General features: G+C 52.2%; 22 protein-coding genes. 10 read left to right on the plus strand and 12 right to left on the minus strand.

Annotated features, from left to right (window positions below):
* Positions 1 to 8: 8 nt before the first annotated feature.
* The 3 genes from ACO0LD_RS20140 to ACO0LD_RS20150 form a co-directional block, all read right to left on the minus strand.
* A complete protein-coding gene (locus ACO0LD_RS20140; protein ID WP_423009965.1) occupies positions 9 to 2,795 on the minus strand; it encodes a tetratricopeptide repeat protein in 2,787 nt (928 codons plus the stop codon).
* A 109-nt stretch (positions 2,796 to 2,904) separates the two neighbouring features.
* The gene (locus ACO0LD_RS20145; protein WP_423009966.1) at positions 2,905 to 4,026 is read right to left on the minus strand and encodes a TatD family hydrolase; all 1,122 of its coding nucleotides are present in this window, start codon (positions 4,024 to 4,026) and stop codon (positions 2,905 to 2,907) included.
* A 23-nt stretch (positions 4,027 to 4,049) separates the two neighbouring features.
* Entirely contained in the window at positions 4,050 to 5,465 is a 1,416-nt protein-coding gene (locus ACO0LD_RS20150; protein WP_423009967.1) for an alkaline phosphatase family protein, read from the minus strand.
* Between the two features lie 346 nt (positions 5,466 to 5,811).
* On the opposite strand from ACO0LD_RS20150, the gene ACO0LD_RS20155 reads away from it, so the two are divergent.
* The 6 genes from ACO0LD_RS20155 to ACO0LD_RS20180 all read left to right on the plus strand — a co-directional run bounded on the left by ACO0LD_RS20155 (position 5,812) and on the right by ACO0LD_RS20180 (position 13,779).
* Complete coding sequence (locus ACO0LD_RS20155; protein ID WP_423009968.1) at positions 5,812 to 8,490, plus strand: ferritin-like domain-containing protein; 2,679 nt, start codon at positions 5,812 to 5,814, stop codon at positions 8,488 to 8,490.
* A 162-nt stretch (positions 8,491 to 8,652) separates the two neighbouring features.
* Entirely contained in the window at positions 8,653 to 9,921 is a 1,269-nt protein-coding gene (locus ACO0LD_RS20160; RefSeq protein ID WP_423009969.1) for a 3-dehydroquinate synthase, read from the plus strand.
* Positions 9,922 to 9,934: 13 nt separating this feature from the next.
* Positions 9,935 to 11,155 carry a metabolite traffic protein EboE gene (gene eboE / locus ACO0LD_RS20165; protein ID WP_423009970.1) on the plus strand — a complete coding sequence of 407 codons (1,221 nt, stop codon included), beginning with the start codon at positions 9,935 to 9,937 and terminating at the stop codon, positions 11,153 to 11,155.
* Positions 11,152 to 12,123: a UbiA family prenyltransferase gene (locus ACO0LD_RS20170; protein ID WP_423009971.1), complete on the plus strand. Its 972-nt coding sequence runs from the start codon at positions 11,152 to 11,154 to the stop codon at positions 12,121 to 12,123. The genes eboE and ACO0LD_RS20170 overlap by 4 nt, the downstream gene beginning before the upstream one ends.
* A gap of 288 nt (positions 12,124 to 12,411) precedes the next feature.
* Positions 12,412 to 13,311 (plus strand): EboA domain-containing protein, encoded by a 900-nt coding sequence (locus ACO0LD_RS20175; protein ID WP_423009972.1) that lies wholly within the window; start codon positions 12,412 to 12,414, stop codon positions 13,309 to 13,311.
* Positions 13,312 to 13,344: 33 nt separating this feature from the next.
* Positions 13,345 to 13,779, plus strand: coding sequence for a GAF domain-containing protein (locus ACO0LD_RS20180; protein ID WP_423009973.1), 435 nt, complete (start codon positions 13,345 to 13,347; stop codon positions 13,777 to 13,779).
* Between the two features lie 7 nt (positions 13,780 to 13,786).
* Here the strand turns inward: ACO0LD_RS20180 and ACO0LD_RS20185 are convergent, their stop codons facing one another.
* Entirely contained in the window at positions 13,787 to 14,872 is a 1,086-nt protein-coding gene (locus ACO0LD_RS20185) for a hypothetical protein (RefSeq protein ID WP_423009974.1), read from the minus strand.
* An 84-nt stretch (positions 14,873 to 14,956) separates the two neighbouring features.
* Positions 14,957 to 15,580 carry a class I SAM-dependent methyltransferase gene (locus ACO0LD_RS20190; RefSeq protein WP_423009975.1) on the minus strand — a complete coding sequence of 208 codons (624 nt, stop codon included), beginning with the start codon at positions 15,578 to 15,580 and terminating at the stop codon, positions 14,957 to 14,959.
* Between the two features lie 220 nt (positions 15,581 to 15,800).
* On the opposite strand from ACO0LD_RS20190, the gene ACO0LD_RS20195 reads away from it, so the two are divergent.
* From ACO0LD_RS20195 to ACO0LD_RS20205, 3 genes are all read left to right on the plus strand, one after another.
* Complete coding sequence (locus tag ACO0LD_RS20195; protein WP_423009976.1) at positions 15,801 to 16,253, plus strand: DUF1843 domain-containing protein; 453 nt, start codon at positions 15,801 to 15,803, stop codon at positions 16,251 to 16,253.
* A 57-nt stretch (positions 16,254 to 16,310) separates the two neighbouring features.
* On the plus strand, positions 16,311 to 17,762 hold the full coding sequence (locus tag ACO0LD_RS20200; protein ID WP_423009977.1) for a GDL motif peptide-associated radical SAM/SPASM maturase: 1,452 nt from the start codon (positions 16,311 to 16,313) through the stop codon (positions 17,760 to 17,762).
* A gap of 154 nt (positions 17,763 to 17,916) precedes the next feature.
* Positions 17,917 to 18,216, plus strand: a complete 300-nt coding sequence (locus ACO0LD_RS20205) for a DUF1843 domain-containing protein (RefSeq protein ID WP_423009978.1) — start codon at positions 17,917 to 17,919, stop codon at positions 18,214 to 18,216.
* Between the two features lie 170 nt (positions 18,217 to 18,386).
* Here the strand turns inward: ACO0LD_RS20205 and ACO0LD_RS20210 are convergent, their stop codons facing one another.
* The 5 genes from ACO0LD_RS20210 to ACO0LD_RS20230 all read right to left on the minus strand — a co-directional run bounded on the left by ACO0LD_RS20210 (position 18,387) and on the right by ACO0LD_RS20230 (position 23,798).
* On the minus strand, positions 18,387 to 19,676 hold the full coding sequence (locus tag ACO0LD_RS20210; protein ID WP_423009979.1) for a lanthionine synthetase LanC family protein: 1,290 nt from the start codon (positions 19,674 to 19,676) through the stop codon (positions 18,387 to 18,389).
* A gap of 8 nt (positions 19,677 to 19,684) precedes the next feature.
* On the minus strand, positions 19,685 to 20,722 hold the full coding sequence (locus ACO0LD_RS20215; protein ID WP_423009980.1) for a T3SS effector HopA1 family protein: 1,038 nt from the start codon (positions 20,720 to 20,722) through the stop codon (positions 19,685 to 19,687).
* Positions 20,719 to 21,828: a phosphotransferase family protein gene (locus tag ACO0LD_RS20220; protein ID WP_423009981.1), complete on the minus strand. Its 1,110-nt coding sequence runs from the start codon at positions 21,826 to 21,828 to the stop codon at positions 20,719 to 20,721. Before ACO0LD_RS20220 ends, ACO0LD_RS20215 begins: the two co-directional genes overlap by 4 nt.
* A 186-nt stretch (positions 21,829 to 22,014) precedes the next feature.
* On the minus strand, positions 22,015 to 23,001 hold the full coding sequence (locus ACO0LD_RS20225; protein ID WP_423009982.1) for a hypothetical protein: 987 nt from the start codon (positions 22,999 to 23,001) through the stop codon (positions 22,015 to 22,017).
* Positions 23,002 to 23,336: 335 nt separating this feature from the next.
* A complete protein-coding gene (locus ACO0LD_RS20230; RefSeq protein WP_423009983.1) occupies positions 23,337 to 23,798 on the minus strand; it encodes a hypothetical protein in 462 nt (153 codons plus the stop codon).
* Positions 23,799 to 24,641: 843 nt separating this feature from the next.
* Between ACO0LD_RS20230 and ACO0LD_RS20235 the strand changes: the two genes are divergently transcribed.
* Entirely contained in the window at positions 24,642 to 24,842 is a 201-nt protein-coding gene (locus ACO0LD_RS20235) for a hypothetical protein (RefSeq protein ID WP_423009984.1), read from the plus strand.
* Here ACO0LD_RS20235 and arsH read toward each other — a convergent pair.
* Entirely contained in the window at positions 24,839 to 25,558 is a 720-nt protein-coding gene (arsH, locus tag ACO0LD_RS20240) for an arsenical resistance protein ArsH (RefSeq protein ID WP_423009985.1), read from the minus strand. The genes ACO0LD_RS20235 and arsH overlap by 4 nt on opposite strands.
* Complete coding sequence (gene arsC, locus ACO0LD_RS20245; RefSeq protein ID WP_423009986.1) at positions 25,542 to 25,970, minus strand: arsenate reductase (glutaredoxin); 429 nt, start codon at positions 25,968 to 25,970, stop codon at positions 25,542 to 25,544. Before arsC ends, arsH begins: the two co-directional genes overlap by 17 nt.
* Positions 25,971 to 25,977 lie beyond the last annotated feature (7 nt).

Raw genomic sequence — 25,977 nt, forward strand, 5'->3', positions numbered from 1 at the left:
GCTTGTCCTTATTTTTCACACCAGGTTTGCCACATGGCGCGGTAAGCTGCTTCCAGCTTGCGGCAAAAACCGGTTTCATCCATGAGCTTGCTGTTTTGCATCTGGCTGCGCTGGCTCAGGCGCAGGGTGTTGAGGTGGTCTGGATTGGATGCCAGGCTGACGACTTTTTCTATATATTCATCTTCGCTGCGGGCTATCCATTCTGGTCGTCCCAAACCTTCGAGTATGCTACTGCCTATGCCACCAACGCCGGGGCGGCCCAGCAGGGTCACAAAGGGCACGCCCATATACAGGGTTTCAAACAAGGTCGTGCCAGAATTATGTGGGAAGCAATCCAGGCCTATATCCAGGCCTCTGAGTACATCCCATGGCGGGCTATGCACACCTATCTGCAGTCGGTTTTTGCTGATGCCCAGCGCCGCAAATTTGTCTTCAAAGGCTGCGCGCATTGCAGCATCACTGAAATTGCTGCTGTCTATCACCAGCCTGGCATTGTCGAGTCGCTGCAATATCTTTGCCCAGGTCCGTATCACTTTGTGATTGATGCGCACCGCGCGACTTAGTGTGCCCAGCGTGATATAGCCATTTTTCAGGGCAGGCAGGGTAGAGACTGCACCCATGCCATCCTTGGGCCGGTAGGCAAATACGGGACTATCCACGCGCCAGACTTTTTCAGCAAACAGGGCTTCTGTGCGGTGCGGTGCGGTGGATGAATCTGCCAGAAAGTAATCAATCGCCTGCAAACCTGTAGTGTAGCCATAACCCAGCCAGGACAAGGATACCGGCGCCGGTTTGCGGGCAAATACGCGCAGGCGGTTATTGCCAGTGTGCCCGGCCAGGTCTATCAGGATATCTATGCCGTCGGCACGGATTTTGTCGGCCAGTGCATCATCGCTCAGATGTGAAGTCGGTACCCAATGATCGGCATAGCCACGATAGCGTGCAGAGACGGCATCTTCGGTCAGGAGTTCAGAATAGGCGTAAATCTCGAATGTGCTCTTGTCGTGATGGGCGAGTAGCGGCTCAAGAAAATACTGTACTGGATGCTGGCGCAAATCAGGTGATACATAGCCTATTTTCAGCCGACGTTCAGCTACCTTGCTATTCGTATGAGGGCGCTGTAATTGATACAGTTGTGCAGCGAAACGCTGTTCATATTCGCGGTAGGCAGCAAAAATTTCTTCTGCACTCAGGTCAGGGTGATAGTTCAGGGCGAACAGCAAATTGCCATAGGCTTCAGAAAAATTCGGGCGATATTCCAGTGCAAGGCGATAAGCATCCACTGCTTCGGTGATCATGCCCTGATCGTCAAACAGAGCACCCAGGCTGTTGTATACATCGGCAAAATCAGGCTTGAGCTTGATGGCCTGTTGAAAGCACTGATGTGCCGCTGTGAATCGGCTAAACAACATATGCAGCTTGCCATAGTCATGCAGCGCAGTGAAGGAATCGGGATTGAGTTTGAGTGCCTGCTGATAACTGGCCTCAGCTTCCGCATAACGTTTTTGCTCAGATAGCAAACGCCCCAGATTACCATGATGATCGGCATTGCCAGGTTCACGCGTGAGCGCTTTACGGTAATATGCTTCTGCCTGCGCGATCTGTCCAGTACTACTGTAGATATGGGCAAGATTGCTCAAGGCGATACTAAAGCAAGGATTGCATTCGAGGCTGCGCTGATAGCTGGCTTGCGCCTCTTTCAATTTACCTTGCTCCTGCAAGATCACACCAAGATTGGCATGGGCTTCTGTGAAATCAGATTTGAGTTGCACTGCCTGCTGATAATGTCGTAGCGCATCCTCAACCAGGCCTTGCTCCTTGAGTACTACCGCCAGATTGTAATGATGAACCGGTTCTGCCGGTGCCTGGCTGATCATTTGCCTGTAGATGTTTGCCGCATCAGCAAAACGCCTTTGCTGCATATACAGATTCAGCAAGCTGTCACGCGCGGTGACATTATCTGGTTGGCGCTGGTAGAGATTCTGTAGCAAGACTTCTGCATCTGCTTGCCTGCCTTGCTGTTGATACAGATTGATCAGGAAAAAGTCGGCATTCACTAATTCAGGTTGCGCGGCTATTGCTTTCAGGAAGCAGGATTCTGCCTCAGCCATGCGGCCCTGGCTGGCGAGTATCATGCCCAGATTGCAATAGGCATAGTAATGCTGTGGCTCAAGTTTTAGCAGTTCTTCGTAGTGATGGATAGCCCCACTAAAATGGTCGCGCTGCTGGAAAAGTATGCCGAGATTGAAATGCGCATGCGTCATCTGCGGGTTGATTTCCAGCGCCCGCAGATAAGCCTGCTCGGCCTCTGGATTTTTTCCCAGCAGTGACAGACTCACTGCAAGATTGAAGTGGGCAATGGTATTGGCAGGCTCTAATGTGATGACGTGCTGGTAGCATTGTATGGCTTCTGCAGAGCGCGACTGACCATCCAGAGTCAGACCCAGGTTGATCCAGGTTTCCAGCGATTCTGGCCTGGCCTGTAAAACCAGACGGTAAATCGCTTCGGCTTCTGGCAATAACATTTTTTCATACAATTTGTCAGCCAGGATATTGGCGGGCAGATTTTCTGATGGGTCCAGCTCCAGCTTTTGATAGGCAATGGCCAGGGCATTCTGGTCGCCTTCTACCATTACGGTAGTTGTTGATGCAGCAGGGCTTGTTTGTTCCGGGGCAGGCGTTGGCACTGGTACAGACACCGCTGCCGGACTATGCTGGTCAGCAGCCTTGCTGTCATGATCTTGTTGGGGAGTGTCTGCTGACTTTGAAAAAGTGTTTTTAAGCCATTTCAACATGGGAGCTGGTCATCTGGTTGGTCTCAATTCCAGGTATTTTACCCAGTAATCAGCTTTGCTGGCTGCAAATCGATGATATCGATACGCCAGATGACAGCTCCCGAATAGCTCAGCGAATAATATCTGGATTCAAGACCTCTTCATCTACCCTCGGCGTTTGTCCACGTAGTACAGAATTGCCGCTATATAAGGTGCGCTGGTCTATCTTGGCTGGCTGGCACCAGTGGGCTTCTTGCATTTCCTGGTTCAGGCCATAGACAGACAAGGCATTGGCATACACCACTTTGTGGATGACTTCAGCAGAGATACCGCGGCTGGCCATCAGGCGGGCAGATTTGGGCACGGCCAATGGATCAGATACGCCCCAGTCACAGGCAGAATTGACGATGATGCGCTCAGGGCCATACTGCTTGACGATGTCAGCCAGTCTTTCATTACCCATCTTGGTGGATGGGTAAATTGTAAAGGCACACCAGTAACCACGGTCCAGCACCTCTTGTACAGTTTCTTCATTATTGTGATCAATGACACAGCGTGCCGGATCAAAGCCACATTCTTCCAGAACATCCATGGTGCGGGTGGTGCCGCGTTTCTTGTCACGGTGCGGCGTGTGTATCATGATGGGCAGTTCAAATTCTATCGCCATGGCGATTTGCGCACGCAGGGCCTTGTCTTCAAGATCGGTTTGTTCATCGTAGCCAATCTCGCCGAGGGCCACCACACCTTCCTTGCCCAGATAACGCGGCATGATATCCAGCACCGCTTCTGCCAGTGCCGGGTTATTTGCTTCCTTGGGATTGAGGCCGATGGCGCAGTAATGACGTATGCCAAACTGCCCGGCGCGGAAGCGCTCAAAGCCCGTGATGGTGGAAAAATAATCGATGAAACTGCCTACATTGGTGCGCAACTGCCCCAGCCAGAATGCCGGCTCTATCACGGCGACAATACCGGCCTTGGCCATGGCTTCATAATCATCGGTAGTGCGGGCGATCATGTGCGCATGCGGGTCTATCATCATGCCATTGCCGCCGCTGGGCAATTGCCGGAATGCTGCCTGGCCCTGTTGCAATTGACCGGCCTGGGCAAGCAGGTTTTGCAGCATCTGCGGTGTGATCGTGCCATTGCAGCAGGGGCAGGTGACGGCACGGTCGGAAAACATTTCATCGACTATCGTGCTGTCGGCGACGAAGTTGCCTGGGTAATTACCTGGGTTCGTTCCATTCTCGTTCATTTGTCTGCTCCTGAGTCGTATTTTCAAACATGATCTTCAAACATGATTTTCAAAGCGATATCCTTGATGTCTGCCGCGTGGACTTCATCCCTGCCATCGGCCACATTTGCCAGTGCGCGGTCAAGAATAAGCAAAGGGCCATCAGCCACATCATCCACTGGCCTGCCATGCGAACCCTTGACCAGGCTGGCATCAAGGCCAATGACATTCATGAGGCTGCGGAAACCAAGCAGGCGCTTGCCCAGCCGCCATGCTACTGCCAGTTTGGGGAAGCGGATATTTTTATCGACAAACAACTCCGCCGGGTCATAACCGGGTTTGCGGTGGATTTCTACCGTGCGGGCAAAATCGGGCGCGAGCGCATCATCTTGCCAGTAATAGTAAGTGAACCAGGAGCGCTTGTCTGCCATGACCAACAGTTCACCAGCGCGCGGATGATCCAGCCCTATCTCTGCGCGCTCACTGCCAGCCCAGATCGTTTCTACGCCAGCGACATTGCTGAGCAATCTGCGTACCGGGGCGATCAGTTCCGGTCTGGAAATATACACATGGGCAAATTGATGATCAGCCACGGCATAAGCGCTCGAAGCGATGGGGTCCAGCAGTTCAGCGCCATCTTCTTCACGCACCACCAGGTAGCCTGCTTCACGCAAGATGCGGTTAAGGTGCACTGGCTGGTCAACGGCAGTAATGCCATATTCGGACAAGACCATGACACGGCGGCCAGCCTGCTGCGCATGGGCGATGAGATCGCCAGCCACTTCATCAATTTCACGCAGGGACTGTTGTACTAACTGGTTAGTCAGGTCTGGCCCATGTCTTTGCAAGTCATAGTCCAGATGCGGCAGGTAGACCATGGTAAGGGTAGGATTTTTTTCTGTGATCGCCAGTTTGGCGGCATCGGCTATCCAGCGGCTTGACTTGATCGTGGTGGCAGGCCCCCAGAACTGGAATAAAGGGAAAGCGCCTAGTTTTTGTGTCAGCTCTGCCCGCCAGTCTGGCGGTGTCGTATAACAGTCCGGCAGCTTGCGGCCATCGGCCTTGTAGATGGGGCGGGGAGTGATGCCGTAATCATGACTGGATGCCATGTTGTACCACCAGCACAAATTTGCGCAAGTGAACTTGGGGTCCCGCGCCTTGCCTGCCTCCCAGATTTTTTCTCCAGCCACGAGCTTGTTGGATTGCCGCCAGAACCAGATTTCTGCCAGGTCGCGGAATAACCAGCCATTGCCGACTATGCCATGTTGCTGTGGTGCCAGTCCCGTCATGATGGTGGCTTGTACGGTGCAGGTGACAGCCGGTGTCACGGTTTGCAAAGGCAGCAGTTTGCCCTGCTCAACAAAGGCTTTAAGCCTGGGGGTGTATGCCCCTATCAGACGCGGTGTCAGTCCAACTATATTCAATATCAGCAAGGCTTGCATGGAGCTGTCTTTTGTCATTTGCTAAAGTGAAAAACATGATTTGCGCAAATGCGCATACGTGAAGCCGTGGGAGCCAGAATAGCTTGTTGCCTGATTATCATCTTAACCGGCAGTTAATTGCAACCACAGTTTAATGAATAAATGTTTCTTTTTAATTAATTTCACTGGACATGAGTATTTAAACATTTGTTTCAAAATAAGCATTGATTAATTTGCAATAATGTTTCAATATTTGTTTGCGTATTCTGCAATTAAATCTGTGACATCTGCTATTGGGAAATGGCTACAGCCTGCTTTCAATTTCACGATGCAAGCCCAGGTATCCCCCGATCAATTCAATTGGTCCATACACCCAGGAGACACGATGAGTTACCTCAGCCTTCCCCGTTTAGTATTTGCCGGACAGTTTCAAGCCGACGTATCGACGATCAATAATGATCCTGAACATTTCGATACGGCGCGTTTTCGTTCCAATTACCAGATGCCGGGGCCAGGTGCCACAAATGGCTGGTGGAATCCGAATGGCACAGGTTCATGGCGTTTCCGTAATTGCGCGGTGACCAGTGTGGTGTACCGGGATGGCAGCACTTGTAGCGATCCTAGTCTGGACCCCATCATAGGGCTTGCCGTGAATGGCTCGGACAACAGGGTAGAAGGCAAGCTGGTTGATCTCGATACTGAGCAGCAAATGGTGTCAGAAATCTGGGGCTTTTCGGTCAACCTGGGGAGTGAAGCTTCGGGCATGGGCTTTCAGAGTCGTTTTGCGGTTGCTCCTTTTGCTGACATCTGGGTCAATTATCCGCCAGGTGAGCCCGATTCTTTTTTCTGCGCTTACTATCAATCAGTACTGGAGCAAATCAAGGTCACGGGTGCCGGGCCTTCGCGTTTCTTGCAAGAGTTGCTGGCAGAGAATAAAAATCCTGATAATTTCAGTATCAAGTTCAATGTCGATAGTTTCGATGACACCATGTCTTCGCCCAATTTCACGTTTGGCCGGGTGGTGGGCAGCATAGGCTTGTATCAGGATGGTGAGCCCAAACACTTCGTTCCCGGCCGTCGCCTGTGGGCAGTGCCGGGGCAAACTGCCAATGATGCCATCGGACAAATCGTCGGCAATGTGTTGACCCTGGATTTGGGTAATAGCTTGCCTATTAAGGAACTTGGTGGTGCCCGCGCAGATTCTGGCAGCCTGACGGTGGCTCTGCTACCAAATGAAGGCGCGCCGCAATTGCTGGCTGAAGTCAATTACCAGGGACCGCACTGGTATGAAAACACGGCGGGCATAGTCACTATTCCGCTCAATAGTACGCAACTGGCGGCAGCGGCCAATACACCGCTGGGCCTGGTCGCCAATGCTACCCAGCCCTTGCTGGCAGAAGCACCCAATGGACAATGGGTAAGAGCCGACAATTTCGTGTTCAGGTTTAATCCACCAGAAAACACTGGCGTAAAATTTTATGCCACCAGCTTTGGGCAGCCGCTGGCGAATACCCAAATCAGCCTGGGCTATGACGCCAGCGCGATGGAGGGGCAGGTCAAGCAGGGGCCAGTGTCCGGCCCGCAAAAAGTCGGCACGCCGACAGAAGCGTTGACTTTCGATACCAGCATCACTACCGATAGTGCTGGTATCGCGGAGTTAATATTGAAGGCTTCTGACCCTGGCAACCCACGCGGCTATATCGATGGCCAGGTATATGGCATCACTTACCAGATAGGTAGCGCCCAACCCGCCATAGGCAGTGTGGGTAATGGCGCATTGAGTCTGAATGCACTGGTCTTCAGTGGGTACACCATACCTGACAAGCCAGACTGGATGTGTGATGTACGGCCCATTTTCCAGCAATATGCTGACCTGTATCCCATCATGCACAAGATCGTTGATCTGTCGAATTACGCCAGCCTGACGGGCAAGATATTCGCGCTAAAAAATGTCTTCAGAGCCCCGGTATCTGATCCCAATTACATGCCGGTGACACGTGACCTTTCCACCAAAAAGCGTGAGATGCTGCAAAAGTGGCTGGATAATCCACTGTACATGGAACTGGATTCAGTCCCTGACTTGCACCGCGCCCTGCAACAGGCGATAGAGCTGGAACATGCGACGATACCGCCTTACCTGACCGCGCTGTACAGTATCAAACCGAATGCCAATATGGAAGTGGCACAACTGATACGCAGTGTCGTCATGGAAGAAATGCTGCACATGGCGCTGGTAGCGAATCTCTTCATCTCCATCGGTGGTCAGCCTTGCTTCAATCGTCCCAAGTTTGTGCCTGTCTATCCTGGTTCTTTGCCTGGTGGTTTGCGTGCCGACTTGAATGTGCGTTTGCGCAAATGTTCTATCGATCAGTTACGTGCCTTCATGTCGATAGAGCAGCCTGAAAAAACCATAGAGCCTGTGCATTACCGTGCCAAGAAAGGGGATCCTGTCGATACCTCCAAGTACACCATAGGCTGGTTCTATGATGAAATCAAACAAGCCCTGACGGACTTGAGCAATGCCGGACAAATCAGTTTTGGCAATGCCGGGAAGCAGGTCACGGAATGGCATGGCACCGGCAAATTATTTGCGATTACTTCACTGGCCGATGCTTGCCGGGCGATTGACGAAATCAAACGTCAGGGCGAGGGTGCAAGCGCACGTCATCCAGGTGATGGCGATGGTGAATTGTCGCACTATTACAAATACGCTGAAATCGTCAACGGTCATCGTCTTGTGAAGAGCGAACATGGCTTTGCCTATAGCGGTGAAAAAATCCCCTTCGACCCTGAGGGTGTCTGGCCGATGATGGATGATCCTAATCTGGCGGTTTATCCCAAAGGTTCGCGCGCTCGCATTTTGCAGGAGCAATTTGCCAGCACTTACCAAGCCCTGTTGAATGGCTTGCACATCGCCTTCAATGGAGAACCTGAAAAACTGGGGCAGGCAGTTGGTCTGATGTTTTCACTGGGTCTGGCAGCACAGCAATTGATGGAAACACCCTCAGGTCTGAATGATGGCACGACGGCTGGCCCCAGCTTCCAGTTACCTTTCCCGGGCTAGTAGGGTAATACAGGCTGCCCCCAAACCAGGTTTGTTGTTTGGAGGATTTGTAAATTTGCAAATAAATGCATATCAGTTTTATAATCATTTCCAGCAAGACCGCCGTGACACATGCAGGCACGGCAGCAAACTGGACATGGATACCCACGGAGAGGACTTATCGTGAAATTGGCTGAACTCAACAGCTTGCCCGATCTGGAGGTGACAGCACCAGCAGCCTTGCGTGGCACCTGGCAACAGCAACAGGTGCGCGTCGATTATTCTTTCCCAGTGGTATCCACCCGCGATGCCTTTGATATTGCCAATCCTGATTTTCGTGCAGTTGTCACTTTGCGTGAACCGCAGCGCCGCCATCGTATTGCCATTTTCCTGGATGAAGGTGTCGCCAGGGCCATGCCTGGTCTTGCCGAACAGATCAGGACTTACATACGCTTCCATCATGAATCCATGGAATTGATAGACGATATCTTCATGATGCCTGGTGGCGAAGCCTGCAAGAATGATCCTGCCCTGGTAGAAAAATTGTTACAGGCGCTGTCAGACAGATCTATAGACCGGCATTCCTACTCCATCGCCATCGGTGGCGGGGCAGTGCTGGATGCGGTGGGCTATGCCTCGGCCATCTTCCATCGCGGGGTGCGGCATATACGCTTTCCCACCACTGTGCTGGCGCAAGATGATAGCGGGGTCGGTGTTAAAAATGCTGTCAACTGGCAAGGGCAAAAAAACCTCATCGGCACTTTTGCTCCACCCTGGGCCGTCGTCAATGATGCACGCTTCATTGATATCTTGCCTGTCCGTGAAAAACGGGCAGGGCTGGCAGAAGCCGTCAAGGTGGCCCTGATACGTGACCATGCCTTCTTCCTCATGATGGAAAAACAGTTACCCGCGCTGGCGGCATTTGATAGCACGATTTTGAATACCGTCATCACCCGATCCGCCAGTCTGCACATGCACCAGATTGCGCATGGTGGCGATCCCTTTGAAAGCGGCTCGGCGCGGCCACTCGATTATGGCCACTGGGTCGCCCACAAACTCGAACGCCTGACTGCACATGCTTTATCGCATGGCGAGGCGGTTGCCATAGGCCTGGCGCTGGATGCCCGTTATTCCTGTCTGGCAGGCTTGTTGCCTGCCGGTGAAGATGCGCGCATCCATCACTTGCTGACGCAACTGGGTTTTGATTTATGGCATCCGCAATTATTGGCGCAAGACGCGCAAAGTGAATTGCTGGTGCTACAGGGTTTGAAAGAATTCCGTGAACATCTTGGGGGGGAGTTAACCATCACGCTGCTGGCCGCCATAGGCAGTGGCGTAGAAGTGCATGAAATGGATGCCGAACTGGTACGTGCAGCGATAGACTGGCTACAAAATCTGCATGTAAATGCGCCCGCAAATTTACAGCCTGCCATGGCTGGCATGCTGAGTTGAAGAAGAGGCTGACATGCAATTATCCCTGCCACCGCAAAACGTGCATTTGACTTACTGCACGAATATACATGCGGGTGAAAGCTGGGATGAAGTAGTCGCCAGCCTGGATGAAACTATTCCAGTGCTCAGGAAAAAATTGGAGCTTGTTGATGGCCAGGCCTTTGGCATAGGTTTGCGCCTGTCTGCAGTCGCTGCAGACAGTCTGGCGCAACCCGCAGTCCTGCAAGAATTCAAGGCGCAATTGCAAAGACTGGATGCCTATGTATTCACCATCAATGCCTTTCCTTATGGACCATTTCATACAGTCAGGGTGAAAGAACAAGTCTATCTGCCTGACTGGCGCGATGAAGAACGCTTGCGCTATACCAGGCAATGCGCGTTGATTTTGAGCCAGCTCTTGCCTGAGGGTATTGAGGGCAGTATTTCCACTGTCCCCGGTGCATTCAAATCTGAAACGCAAACAGAGTATGCGCAGCAGCAAATTGTCAGTCAGCTCATAGAGGCTGTTGCCATGCTGGCTCAACTGGAACAACAAAGTGAAAAATGTATCGCTCTGGCACTGGAACCAGAACCCTGCTGTTTTCTGGAAACCATGGCTGAGACCACAGCCTTTTTTTGCGGCCAGTTGTGGGCGCAAGGCAGCATAAGCAGGTTGGCAGAATTGTGTGACTGCACAGAAGCACAAGCTACTCGCCTGATGCGCCGTCATCTGGGTGTCTGCTATGACGTTTGCCATGCCGCTGTTGAATTTGAAGACCCTGTCAGTGCCATGCAAACTTTGACCGATCTGGGTATACGCATACCCAAGATACAGTTGTCCTGTGCTTTGCGCATCCCTGTCATGCATGCTGGCATGTTGAATGAACTGCGGCGCTTTGATGACGGCGTATATCTGCACCAGGTCGTGGTCCAGAATCAGGATAGCTTGCAGCGCTATATCGACCTGCCTGCCGCGCTGGCTGCTTATCAGCTTGGTCAGGCTGATGGCGAATGGCGCGTGCATTGCCATGTACCGATCTTCTGGGACATTGAAGAGCAATCGAGTTCAAAACTGGGTTCAACCAGGGCAGATTTGCTGGCGACCCTGCAAGCCTTGCGCAAGCAGGGGCTGTCCAGCCATCTGGAAGTGGAAACCTACACCTGGGATGTCTTGCCCGCACATTTGAAGACTGATTCCAAAGCCCACGCAATTGCGCGTGAGTTGAGCTTTATCATGAAAGAACTGCTGACATGAATACTTTAGTGATGAATAACAGCCGCATGGGTATTTATTTGCGACTGGGCAGGGTGTCCAACCTGCCTACGGTATGGACCAATGTGCTGGCAGGGGCCATTGTTGCTGGCAGTATTACTGGCCGCCCCTTGTCTCTGATGCATACGCTGCTGGTCATGCTGGCGATTTCTCTTTTTTACTGCGCGGGCATGTATCTGAATGATGCCTTTGACCGCGAAATCGATGCCCGTGAAAGACCGGGGCGACCCATTCCCTCGGGCCAGATCAGTGCAAGGGCGGTGTTTGCCATCGGCTTTGTCTTGCAAGTTGCTGGCATTGCCATACTCAGTTATTACGGCACCTGGGCGATCGTTTGCGGTTGCGCGCTGGCAGCCACCATCTTGCTGTACAACGTCTGGCACAAGGGTAATCCGCTGAGTCCGCTGATCATGGGTCTGTGCCGTGCTCTCGTTTACTTTGCAGCTGCGGCCAGTGCCATGGTCATTACCGGCAATGTGGCCGATGACAATCTGCTTAATGCTGGCGCCAGCCTGCCTTTGACAAATACCGTGCTGGTGAATACCACGGTGGTGCTGGCAGCACTGGCTATCTGGGCGCATGTGGTAGGGCTGACTTATGCGGCAAAACAAGAGAGCCTGAATCGCCTGGGCAGCCTGTGGCCCTTGCTGATCCTGGCTTTGCCTGTGCTTTTATATGGCAGCAGCTCTATCACCAGTTGGGCCGATGGTGGTTTGGCTTTATTGATGTTGCTGGCCCTGATCGTGGCTGACGTTATCGCTGTGCGCTTATTGATCACCCGCCATATCGCAGGTGCAGTACCCAAGGCCGTGGCGCAATTGATTGCTGCAACTTCGCTGCTGGATGCACTGGTGATTGCCATCGCTGGTGGTGGTATAGCCGCCGTGGCGTTTTGCCTGTGTGCTTTTGTCATGACCAGGGTCTTGCAGCGTGTAATTCCAGGAACCTGAGCAGGTACCTGAAACTGTTGTCTGGATTAAGTATTCTGGTTTTTTTTAGATAGCAAGGCGAGATAATTGTGAGCTTAATACAATAATTTTTGAGTACTGCAATTGAAGCTCCTTCCCCTTCAAGGGGAAGGTTGGGATGGGGATGGGTTTCTGGCGAAAATCTATTTTCTGTTGATCGGCCGAAACCCATCCCCACCCTGGCCCTCCCCTTGAATGGGAGGGAATATACCGTCAATTTTGACAAGCATAGTATTCCGGACAGCTGTGTGGAAGCATAGGATAGTTATCATGAGACATCCATCGTTAGAAGAAATGCAGGCACTTACTCCAACCGCCTCAGCCCTGTCGCAACTTGATATCTGGATAGCGGCGCGCAGCACACCTGAAGCCTTGCTGTGGTTCCGTTTGCAATGCCAGCAAATCAGTACGGCTAAACAGGAGCGTGATGTTTATCGTGCCATGGGCATGGCTTCGCGCAAACTGGGCAAGCTGGATTTGAATTTGAGCAGCGATGAACTGGCAACTGCGAATTCGCTACGTCCCGGTTTTGATCCCTCAGGCTGGAGTGTCGATATTGCCGCCAGGGTAGCCTTCATACTCGCCAGCTATGCCGGTGACGAAACACAATTTGCCAGCCAGCTTGACAGTATCGCCGACAGTGCTGAAATCAATGAACTGATTGCCCTGTATTCCGGCTTTCCCTTATATCCCGCAGCCAGTGTGATAGAGCACCGTGCCCGTGAAGCGATACGTTCCAGCATGCGCCCCATCTTTGAAGCGATGGCGCACCGCAATCCTTATCCCATGCAGGCATTTGATGAAGCAGCCTGGAACCAGATGGTCGTCAAATGCTTTTTTCTCGATAGTCCCTTGTGGCCAGTGCAAGGTCTGGAGCAAAGAAATAATCCTGCCCTGGCACGCATCCTGATCGACCTGGCGCATGAGCGCTGGGCCGCAGGGCGCGCCATTAGTCCAGAGCTGTGGCGTTGCGTGACACCGCAACTTGATGCTGTCGGTGAGGCTGAATTATTGCGCGTGCTGGAGCAAGGCAGCATGGCAGAAAAACTGGCTATTGCCAAAAGCCTGCCTGTCCATGACAGCAAAATTCACAGCCTGTGCCAGCAACAGGATTTGATAGCAGCAGCGGCAAATATGAGTTGGCAGCAATTGCTGCAAGAGCCTCATTAAAGATAACGATCAACCAAGGACAGGAGTATCACCATGTATGAAAAAAATACCGAACACCAGCAATGGCTGGAAGACAGCATCGCCAATCTGGATGCGGCTGCAGGCACTATCCATATACAACGAGGTGAAGATTTATACCTGAGTGCTGCCTTGCGCATACCAGAGCCAGTGCTCGCCATCGTCGCCCATGTCAGTCATGGCAAGGGCATGGCGGGTGCAGCGCAGTTGAGCAAGGCACCTGTGCAGACCTGTAATCTGCAAGACGATAAAAGCGGCAATATACGCCCAGGTGCCAAGGCCGTCGGTGCCCAGGCGGCGATTGCCATTCCCTTGCTCAGCAAGGCAGGCGATGTGATGGCGGTGGTTGGTTTTGCCTGGCAAAAAGAAGGTGACCCGGCTGAGTGGGTGGCGCAAGCACCTTTCCCGGCCAAGCTGGCTGAACTGACTGCGCGCCTGCAAGCAGCCTGAGCTTGGCTCAGTTCTCGGGCAGGATTAATTTACGCACATAGCCTTCCAGTGCCACGGTTTCTCCATCTGCATTGGCGATGGGGCGACCGGGCAGGCCCATGCCTTCGCTGATGAAGACGGTATTGCCTGCCACGCACAAGTTGGATGGAGTGTCCAGATATCTGGCCAGACAAGTCACAGTCCGCTTGCTCAAGTCAAAACTGAGCAGGCGGCCAGAATAACGTTTGAAGCCGCCATGCCAGGCGGTTTGCGGTACTTCATAGACTGGCATGGGTTCTAAAAAATCATCGCATAATTCCAGAACCAGCAATTGCCCTTGTTCAGTAAAAGCCATGCCAGTGGCCAGTGTCAGGCCTGTTATTACCGTGCTGACTTCACCTGTATCAAGATCCAGCCTGACGATTTTACTGACGCCCTTCTCAAAGTTGATGCCCATCTTGCCAGCCTCGTCCTGCAACTCGCCAGAGAACAGGGAAATCAATACTGGCTGGCTGCCACTCTTTGGTTGCCAACTGTGATCAAGAATCACGGTCACCGGCACCGCATGCTGGCCGCCAGACAAATCCGGCAACACACCGACTACAGCTTCTGGCTGGCCTTCAATAAACTCGATGGCCTGATTGGTATCAGGCTTCACTGTCAGCCAGCTTTGTCTTTGCGGGTGATAGCACAGTGCATTCAAATTACCGCGACTTTGGAATGCAACTCGCGGTGGCAGGGTAGTCAAATCAAGGATGCGTGAACCGGCTACATAGTCAGTTTGACTCAGCAACCAGCGACCACCACCATAAGCTATATCCGCCAGTCCAAATATTTCATCCCTGCACATGCGTGCCTGCATATTCATGGAGCGAAAACCATCAGCGAGTATTTCCCGTTTTACATACTCAGCTTCTCCATCCTGTTTGAACTGCAATAGACGACCAGAATAGACTTGCTCAGCATTGCCGCTGCCTGCTTCCACCAGCAGCAGGCTGCCATCCTGTTTCAGCTTGATGCCGCGAGGATTATCCAGGCCGCGCAAGATCACGCGGGATACGCAGCGTTGCTGGATCATGAGCTGCGGTAGAACGATGGGGGGCGGGTTTGCCATGGAATGAATTTGAATGGTGCTTATCAATGCAGGACAGTGTTTCACAAAAGATAATTGTGGTCAATGTGATATGTGCCTTGCGTACTATGGCAAGGAGTGGCGAAAAGCCAGGCGTGTCCATGTCACCCCGCTTTGCCGGTTCAGTTTTTGTATGGATGCGGTCTGTACATTCAAGACGGGTAACAGGTTCTGCGTGGCGGCTAGTTCCATGGTTTCTTCTGCGCTGACATCAAACATCCGTCGCCCCGCAGGGACAGGGCCATGGCGCAGCGACAGTATCAGGGTCGCAGATGCTTTCATCAAGCTTGCCAGTCTGGGCATGGCGCGCTGGCGTTGTGTCGCGTCAAGATGCATCCATACGGCGCTCAGCATGATGAGGTCAAAAGTCTCATTCTTGGCGAGGACTACGGACAAGTCTGGCAGGCTGTCATCCAGCCAGCAGATGTTGGGCGCATCATGCAGAGCTATGCCCGGCAAGCGCAACTCCTGCGTTGGCTCTACCGCGACTACGCTATGTCCCATGGCAGCAAACGCCGCTGCATCCTTGCCTATGCCCGAGCCTATATCAAGTACGTGACTGGGCGCTGCCGGTAACAAGTGCAAGACCATGGCGTGGTGTTCTTCAAAAGAAATTTCCTGCCACTGCTGCACCAGGTAATCGGCTATTTCCGCATAACCTTCGGTGCCGCTAATTTTATCAATATGCATGTTCTGGCTAGTGTGTTTTGCCGGGAATGAAGATTGTAAAGCACGGCATCAACTATTCCTTATTCGGCTGGTTTAATTAAAAAAAGAATAATGACATTGACTTTTCGATAATTGAAAATATACTAAGTAAGCTTGCCATATTGATAGCAGGCAGGTTTCCAGAATTTCATAGATACCCACCCCAGTTTCATAACCCGTACTCACCTCAAGGAGTAATTTTATGACTACCAGTAAAGAATCTTATGGCGGTTTTATTCCCCTGTATGCAGTGGCAATGAGCGATGCAATTGCCAGCGGCGATGCAGCCAAAATGAGCGCTGCACGTGATGCAGCCTTCAGCCATCTGGCTGCAGCAGCCGACGTTGCCCGTCTTTTGCCTGAGCTGGAAAGCGCGATCAAAAGCAAGGGCGGTATTATCCGCCCCTTGTATGCCGTGACCATACAAGATGCCGTCGCCCGTGGCGATCAGGTTGAAATTGCCCGTATCAAATCCGAGCTGGCTTCCTACGGCAATCTGCTAGGAGGAGTCAGCAATACTGCCGCCGCATTTCACCCTGTCACACCTTATGGCGTCGCGATTCAGGACGCGCAGGCGCGCGGTGATCAGGCCGAAGTGGATAGACTGAAAGAACTCGCCCAAAGCTTGCTGGCACAACTCAACGCCGGTAAATAAGCAGCCGTCTCATTATCCAGGATGCCAGCTTGCTGGCATTTGCCACCGGAGCCAAGTATGGAACAAACTCTCGTATCTCAACCTGCCAGGGCGCGCACCTTGTCCGACCTCAACGGCCATACTCCTGTGCATGTAGTGTGGGAAATTACCCTGGCCTGTAATTTGAAATGCAGCCACTGCGGTTCTCGTGCAGGCAAGCGCAGGGTGGGTGAACTCTCCACCGAAGAAGCCTTCTCCGTGATTGATCAACTGGCCGCCCTCGGCACGCGTGAAATCACCCTGATAGGTGGCGAAGCCTTCTTGCGCAAGGACTGGCTGCAAATGGTGGAACGTATCGCCGGTCACGGCATACGGGTAGGCATGCAAACCGGTGCGCGCAACCTCAATACGGCGAGGCTGGAAGCAGGCAAGCAGGCTGGTTTGTTTGGCATAGGTGTGTCCATCGATGGCATGAAGGATTATCACGACAGGGTGCGTGGTGTCGTAGGCTCCTGGAATGATGCCCTGCGTGCCATGGAAACCGCCAAATCCCTGGGTCTGGGTGTCAGTTGCAATACCCAGATAGGTGCAGAAACCATAGACCAACTGGAGCCGCTGTTCAACCGCATCATCGAAGCAGGTGCCAGCCACTGGCAATTGCAGATCACCGTGGCCATGGGCAATGCGGTAGAGAATGATCACTTGTTGCTGCAACCGCACCGCGTGCTGGAACTCATGCCCTTGTTAAACCGTCTGTACCATGAAGGCCAGCAACGCGGCCTGTTGCTGACCTTTGGCAACAATCTTGGTTACTTCGGCCCCTTCGAGCATCACTGGCGTGGCCTGGGTGATGAAACCCTGCACTGGACAGGTTGTGCTGCCGGTCAGAATGTCATCGGCCTCGAAGCCGATGGCACCATCAAGGGTTGCCCATCATTGGCAACGGAAACCTATGGCGGCGGCAATGTCCGTGACACTGCAGTGGCAGAATTGTGGAACACGTCGGAAGCCCTGCACTTTGGCCGCATGCGTAATATCGATTCATTGTGGGGGCACTGCCGCACCTGCTACTACGCCGATGTCTGTCGTGGTGGTTGTACCTGGACTTCAGATTCCTTGTTCGGCAAGCCTGGCAATAATCCCTATTGCCACTACCGCGCATTGAAGCTGGAAAAACGCGGCATACATGAAAAAATCCGCAAAGTGGCACCAGCGCCTGACAAGCCTTTTGCTATAGGCAGGTTTGAATTGTATGAAGAAGCGATTCCAGGAAGGCAAGTGCTGCCAGAAGAACCTGCGCCAGCACCAAGGGTGGCAGAACGTACTAGCAGCAATCCTTTGCCTGAACTGGATCTGTGCCGTGGCTGCAATGAATACATCTGGCCAGATGAAACCGAGTGCCCGCATTGCCATGCCGATGTCGCTGCAGCAGCAAAAAAATATGCCATTGAAGAAGCCAGACGGCAAGCCGTCATGACAGAACTCAAGAGCGTACTTGATCGTCTGCAAGTGCTGACCAGCACTGCCTGATGATCAAAGCCCGGCAATGGTCTTTGCGCCGGGATAGTTTTGGTGTTGAAGTATATTTTACTTAATCCGCAAGGCAGTTAACGGTCCGCATTCATTGCTCACTCATTGCCCATTAATTGTCCATTAATTGCCTGCATTTCTTGAAGGAGTAGATATGGTTTCCCCAACTCACGCAGCACCCATGGCCGCCTTGTACGGCGTACCCATCCATGAAGCTATCGCAGGTGGTGATCTCAGCAAGATCGTTGCCATCCGTGATCAGGCACTTGATTATCTGGCTGCAGCATCAGAAATAGAACGCCTCTTGCCATCCCTGGAAGCTGCCATGAAAGCCAAGGGCTTGCCACCGCAAGCCTTGTATGGTGTATCCATACAAGATGCAGTGACTCGCGGTGACCAGGCTGAAATTGCGCGTTTGAAAGCACAAGTGGCTTATTACAGTCGCTTGTTTTAAGGTTTAAAAAGACAAACGTCAGTTTATCTCGTAGGTTGGGCCGGGCCTCGCTAGGCTACGCTTCATCAGCCCAACACTTGGCCTAAACAAACGTATACGTTATTTAAACGCCGAGTGTTGGGCTGATACCCCGTAGCCCAACCTACAAAATTAGCATGATTTGTGACACCTCAACCCACCACCTTCTCCGGCGGCGTCACAATCAACACCGAAGGCACAGCCTCGGGATTATATAGACGCAAATAAAAATGCCCTATCCCCGCTGTCCCCAGCATCAGGTTCGGCGTCTCACCTGTACCCGCCACACCGCAGGGCCAGGGCATGTCGGACTGCCCGTAATGCTGCCAGCCTTCCTGTCCTATTTTTTCAGCGATCTGTGTCAGGTCAGGGCGCTTCAGATATTGGCCCGCCATGATCATCAACTCTGCATTGCCACATGCGCCATGGCATAGCGAAAAATTACCAACCCCATGTACCCAGGCTGGCATCAGCGAACTGGCGGTGGTTTGTATGGCGGCATTCAATTCCTGCACCAGCATGGCATCATCCGGCATCAGGGCAACATTGCGCAAACGCGATAAACCTATGCCAGGTGCACCGTGACACCAGGCCATATTGTAGACTGGTGCTGCGTCAGTCTGGCTGGCATCCATGATGCGCAAATCTGGCCAGTTATTATGCTGGGCGCTGAACAGGCCGCGCTCATAGCGCAGGCCTTCGTTTGCACCATCCAGGTAGCGCGTTTCGCCCGTGGCGCGATACAGTTCCAGCAAAGCGGTGACGATACCCGCCACACCATGTGAATGCCCGGTCAGATGTTTTTGTCCTGGCACATGCATGGTTTCCCATGACCAGCCAGCGTCGCTCTTGCTCGCATGTGCCAGCAAATAATCACCATGGGTTTGTGCCAGGCTGATGAAGTCAGGGCGCTGATGTTCCAGCCCCAGTTTCAACATGGCAGGTATGGCACCGGCACTGCCGCCGATGACATCGACGAACATGGCATCTGGTGCCTGTTCTGCAAGGCTGGCCATCTCACGCAAGCCGCGCGCTATCAAGGCCTCGTTTTTCAGTAATGTACCTATGCGTACCAGCACATAGGCAAAGCCGCTGCTGCCTGCATAAAAACCGCTGCGCGCTGCACCCTGCATTTTGTCTGATAGTGATAAAGCCTGGTTCAATGCTCCTTCCAGTACACGCTTTTGTTGTTTGTCGGCGCTGAACTGATGCAGCTCTGCCAGGAACAATGCGATGCCGCTGGTACCGCCATACAAGTCACCGGCAAAGGAGCGGTAAGCTGGTACCCAGGCTTGATTCACTGCTTCCATCGACCAGCCCAGCCAGTTGCAACGTGCGCCATCCCAGACGGCATCGCGACATAAATTGCGGCCTATGCGGTCGGCAACATCTAGATAAACTTCTTTGTACGAATTCATCGCGGCATTTATAGGTGCGTTCATTGGTGCATTCATAGCTGCAAGCCTCCGTTAAATACTGGTGTTTCAAATAAATTGACTGAATTGCGATTCAGGTAGGGAGTACGCATATCGATGCCATTGGAAGCAAAACGTTTTTGTACGGCATCGGCGCGCGCATCCATGCTTTGTGAACCCGCCAGCCAGGCATCGACCATGCCTTCTGCTACCAGTCTGCATCTGTGCATGCCAAAGCTCTCACCAGTACCTGGTTCTTCTGCCACGCCTATGCCATCGACCAGGGTTTTGCAAAACATCGGTGTGACTGGGCGTAGTTTGCTGCCCAGGCTGGCATGCAAATCCTGTATCAGTGCTGCCACCATGGAGTAATGGCGCTTGGCGATATACAGTACTGCCGCATCAGCACGACGGTAGGCGCTGGCGTCAACCAGGGTTTTATAGCGGAAGGGCAGGGCATAACGGTTCAGTTGCGTAGTCAGGCCGTATAGCAATTCTGCCGCAGCATGGGCTGGGACATTGAAGTAAAAACGGATGAGTTCATAGTCATCAAACTGGTCAGACAGATTGCTGCCGAAGGCATAGTAAAAGCCCTGCTGCATATCGGCACTGCCGGGATAGACGCGCAAGTTCACCAGTTCGCCCGCCACCGGTGCCATGCCCGGCCATTTGTTGGCAGCATATTCGCCAACGACAGCGGTGCGGCTACGCTCACCTTTTTGTATCATGACGCGGCCATCCGGGCTTTGCTGATAAATTTTCCAGCCAGGGTCCCAGCGATCCGGCGTCTGGTTGGCCTGGCTCAGATTGGGTACCAGGCTTTGTGATGGCAGTACAGGTTCGCCTGCAGTATCGCGCACATAGTACATGCCATACAGGCTGGTATTGATTGCGGCAATCAGGGCTTGCGCAGGATTGGCCTGGCCATTCGTCATGACTACCGGAATTGGCGTGCTACTACCTAATGCATAGCTATTCTGGTTGTGGATTTGCAAGGCAGCATAGATGCTTTTTAATTCTTCGTTCATGGCCGTATTTTTCATGGCTGTATTTTTCATGGATTCATCGCTCATGATTGCAACTCCCCGCCAAATCCATACAGGGCAGATGCTGCCTGGCGTGGATTGCGTAAAATATTCTGACTGACTTGCAACAAGGTCGCCGCATGATTGCTCATGGTGGGTGCGTAGTAGAGTGACTCAAAGGCAGTCTGCACCATGCGTGCAGCACCATATTCTATGCAGCGCAGCAGGTAGGCATAAGCCTGCGATTTATCTATGCCCGCCGTTTGCACATAGCTGCGCCAGAAAGCATGGATGGACGGATACATGCCTTCCAGCGGGTAGACTGCTTTATCAACAAAGCTGGTGGGATTGAGATCATGATATAGCGGCATGGAATAAATCCACGAGGTCAGATAGGCTTGCAGTACTGCACCTATATCCCAGCTGGCATCACCATAATCAACCAGTTCCCAGTCTATGATACGCAATGCCATTTCACCATTGGGGCTAGGATACACGACGCAATTATCCCATTTCATATCACCATGAATAATGCTGTCGTAACGCCAGCCCTGTGCCAGCCGTGCCAGGTTTTGTTGCAGGTCAGGGTATTGCCTGATCAGTGCGCCAAGCTGTTGCACACCGCCACTCAGGGTATTACCTGCCTGCATGCTGTTTTGATGAAAACTTAAAATCCACGGTGCCATCCGCGGGAAGCTGCTCAGGTCTTCGGCCTGCAAATTTTTGCCACGCAGGGTCTGGTGATAGCTTCCCAGTGCAGCACCGAGCAACTTGCCAACTTCGGCAGGGAAGGTTTTTTTGCGGGCATGAAATTCTGTCAGGTTTTCACCGCCGGGCAAGAGGCTGATGGTGAGGCAATGACGGGCTGTATCATGATCAACAAAGCTGGGCATGAGCCCTGCCAATGCTTCATAACCACTTTTTTGCGCCATGCGATAGCAAGCGGCTTCGCGTTGCATGGTTGAGATCGCCATTGGCTCGATTTCCTTGATCTGCTTGACGAACAAGCCAGATCCATCTCGCCTGATAATTTTGTAATTGCGATTGCGGCGGCCAGCCTCTACCACCATGAAATCACCATCGACGACCACAGCCGGTGGGATCGTGCCTCGCGCCAGCAGATAGTGGGCCATATTGGAAGCGGTTAAAAACATCCCTGATACTCCTTCGATTGTGCAAGCAAGATGGCTTGCCAGCTTTTATGCCGAAACCCCAGGTGCAAATAATTGCACCTGGGGTTTGCAAAGAATGAGTCAGCCCGCGGTCGGGAATGTATCCCGACCGTTTTTACCAAGACTGATCAAACTGCTTTGTACTGCTTTACTTTACTTGCTCCTTGCTTAGCAAAAGCCAGGTGCAGTGACATTGCCGCAAATTGGCATGTTATGCGTAGGAATCACAGGCCCTACCGTCATTGGCAGGCAAGTGCAACCCAGCAGATGTGTAGGTGCTACCGTTTGTGTGCAAACTGTGGCAGCGGTGTGGCACACCGGTACGGCAGTATGGCAAACAGCGGCAACCACGGTTGGGCAATGTGGTGGTGCCGACAGCGGTGGCTGGCAACCATGCCACGCGGTATGACCACAAAATTGCGGCGCGGCTGTGCAAAAGTGAACGCCGGTCGGGCCAACTTGTTGTTGCGGTTGCTGTTGTGCCTCTAAAGTATGTGGAGGGCAAACAAAGCAATGCGTAGCAGCGGTTGGATTCATTGCCTGAGCTTGTTGCGGTGCAGCCTGCTGCGCCTCAATGGTGAACGGTGGGCAAATGAAGCAATGGGTATTGGCTGTAGGATTCGTGGTTGGATGGAAAGGGAATTGTGCCTGTTGTGCTTGTGGTGGCTGACAACCCTGCCATGCCGTATTGCCGCAAAATTGAGGTGCAGCGGTGCAATGCTGGACGCCAGTTGGGCCAATGACAGGTGGGCAACCCTGCCACGCAGTATTGCCGCAAAATTGTGGCGCGGCTGTGCAATGCTGTACACCAGTCGGACCCACATTGGCCTGTGCCGCAAATTGCTGGGCTGGAGCTGCTGCACCTGCAAAATTTTGTGCTTGCGCTGGTGCGGCCAGGCCACCACCTACGCCGCCCACGCCACCATGAAGTACTGGTGTCTGGTTTTGGAATATGGTCGGATCGAACGGGACGTGTGTATTGCCCTGGCATTGCAAGCCACATTGAGGTTGATTATGGGTGATCTGGCATATCACTGGACTGGTGACATGCTGGCAAATCGGCCCAGCCAGCGTCTGCGGGAAGCATTGCGGCGGTTGTGTCAGATGGCAGATGACGGGCGAGGTGTGAGGGATGCATTGAGGCGGTTGCGTCACGTGGCAGATGACAGGTGAGGTTGGGGGGATGCATAGTGGTGGTTGTGTCAGATGGTGACATGCAGCTGGAATAGTCACTGGCAGACATTGGGGGAGCAATGTGTTTATGTGACAAATCGGTAATTGAGTAGTCATAGCAAACTCTCCTAAGAGTGGCACTACATTTCATGAACGAAAAAGAAACACCAAGGGAAAACCAAGCAACAAATTAATGGCAACACTGCAAGCCTGCGATGAGACAGTGAGGTGGTGTAATGCGCCATTCTTCACACATTCGCATGAGAAAAAGGTCAGTCAGCGACCCTTCACATCACGAATATTTCAATCCGGTATTCTCAATTTGATTTATTGGGCGTAGCCGGGCAACCTGGCCATGCAGTGTTACCGCATAGGGCCGGGGCTTGCGTGCAGTTCTGGACACCGGTAGGGCCACCGGCAACTGCGGCTTGGGCCGCATTGGCAGCAGCAGCGTCGGCCGCTTGCCCACTTTGTATGGGACCGCTGAAGAAGCTGATCTTGGTATCAGCAATGCTCTTGCCTTTGCGTATCAGTTCGGCATCGGCCTTGACCCAGACATAGGCTGTTTCCAGTGGATTATTGCTGTTGGCAGATGCCGCTGCCGTGTGCAAAATCGCCTCACTGGGGATTTCATAATACTCATTCAGTACCGCATTCAGATACAGGCGCGTATAGCCCTCCAGTGCAGAATTACCCACAAAGCCATTGAGCAACACCACCTCGGGAATATTTGCCGGATCAGCAGCTAATACTTCTACAAAATACTTGTCTTTCGCCATCACAGTTCTCCATTCGGTTGAAGCTGAAACGCAGGTCAGGTATCGGGCTTTTTCAGATACCTGATGGTGGATTCAGAAAATTTTGGATAACAATACAAACTCAACAGACAGAAGCCAGGCCCCTGCCTTGCAGCCACAACATGCGCCTCTGTTACAGCAAGATGACGCAGATAAAACAAAACCGAGGTGATAAAGCAAACCTGAACCAGCGTGCAAAAATAAGTGTGCAAAAAAACGGTGACAACAATCCACCCTGAGCTTGCTGGACGCTGGCTCAAAAACTCAAAAGATGCTTAAGAAAGGGGATTTGCAGAGGAAAGAATTTATTGCATATACTTATTACTTTATTTGCATGTCAAGCGCTTAAGGTTAATTTATTATTAATATTTGTCAAGGGTGAAATACGTAACAATTTATTACTATCTTATTTTTATGGAAACTTAATACTTGGATGGACCAAGCATGAAAAAGCCTTTTTGACTTATTGCTTTCCCATCTATGTCATTCTATTTGTGCTCTCACCTGAAGCCTGATTTAACGCTAAGCCCAAACAATTCGCTATTGATGGCCACACTGTCAAAGCAATGAGCTATAGCAGTCATGAGGTTTAATGTTGCTTATTTGAAATATTATAAATATGAAAATTAACTTTCACATTGACCAGCAAGGAGAGCATCGTGCGCAGGGGCTTTCGTCCTGAGCAATTGCGAGAAATTGGGAAATATTGGCGTGGGGCAGGCTCGCATCTGCCATCATGAAATTCAAAGAAGCTGGGCCTGGAATTGAACGACGCATGGGGGGCAGCATTTCTTCTGGAGTGCCCGTGACCATGCTGATAAACACATGCAATTGCGCATTATCGACAATGGCAAAGTGGATGACATGTATTTGCCTGCGGACAGGAAAGGAGCTGGCCATGGCGTGCTTTCCATGCAGACCAGAGCCAGGCAACTGGGTGGTAAGCTGGGCCTGGAATTTACTTCGCAGGGTAGCGCCGTCAATCTGGTTTTCCCCGCATCAATGCAAATGGTGCTTAACGATTAAATGGCTCTCTGGTTCACCCGTCTGGCCAATTCCTCTGCGGATTCCTTGCGTTCGCTATATCTGTCCACCAGATACGGGGCAACATCGCGTGTCAGCAGGGTGAACTTCATCAACTCTTCCATCACATCAACCACGCGGTCGTAATAGGAAGATGGTTTCATGCGCCCAGCTTCATCAAATTCCAGAAAAGCTTTCGCTACTGATGATTGATTCGGTATCGTGATCATGCGCATCCAGCGACCCAGTATCCGCATTTGATTGACTGCATTAAATGATTGCGATCCACCAGAAACTTCCATCACAGCCAGTGTCTTGCCCTGAGTTGGGCGCACGGCACCAGCAGACAAGGGTATCCAGTCTATCTGCGCTTTCATGATGCCCGTCATCGCACCGTGGCGTTCAGGAGAAGTCCATACCATGCCCTCTGCCCATAGTGCCAGTTCACGCAATTCCTGTACCTTGTGATGACTGTCCGGTACTTCATCTGGCAAGGGCAAGCCATGCGGATCAAAGATGCGTGTTTCAGCACCCATGGCTTGTAACAGACGAGCTGCTTCCAGCGTCAGCAATTTGCTATACGAACGTTCGCGCAAAGAGCCGTAAAGCAGCAGGATGCGCGGCGCATGGCTGGCACGTGCTGGTGCAAATAATTGTTCAGCTTCCGGCAGCCGGAATAAATCCTGGCGCAGGCTGGGCAAGTCATTTGTTGTGAACACGATTGCCCTCCACGTCTATCACTTTCTCGCCATCTTCCTTGATGAATTCGCTTTGCTGTGGGGAAGGTAAAATGTCTAGCACTGCTTCTGAAGGACGGCATAATCTGGTAGCAAGAGGCGTGACTACTACTGGACGGTTCATCAATATCGGATGTGCGACCATGAAGTTGATGAGTTCATCATCAGTCCATTTGTCATCGTCCAGCCCCAGTTCTTCATAAGGTGTGCCTTTTTTGCGCAAGAGTTCGCGTACCGGCATGTTCATCGCGGCGATCAGTTCTTGCAGTTTTGTTTTATCTGGCGGCTGCTTCAGGTATTCAATCACTTCCGGCTCGGTGCCGCTATTGCGTATCAGGGCCAGGGTATTGCGTGATGTGCCGCAATCAGGGTTATGGTAGATGGTAATCGTCATAGTGTTA

The sequence above is a fragment of the Undibacterium sp. Ji83W genome (assembly GCF_049340385.1).
In the GTDB taxonomy this organism is placed as follows: Bacteria; Pseudomonadota; Gammaproteobacteria; order Burkholderiales; family Burkholderiaceae_D; genus Undibacterium.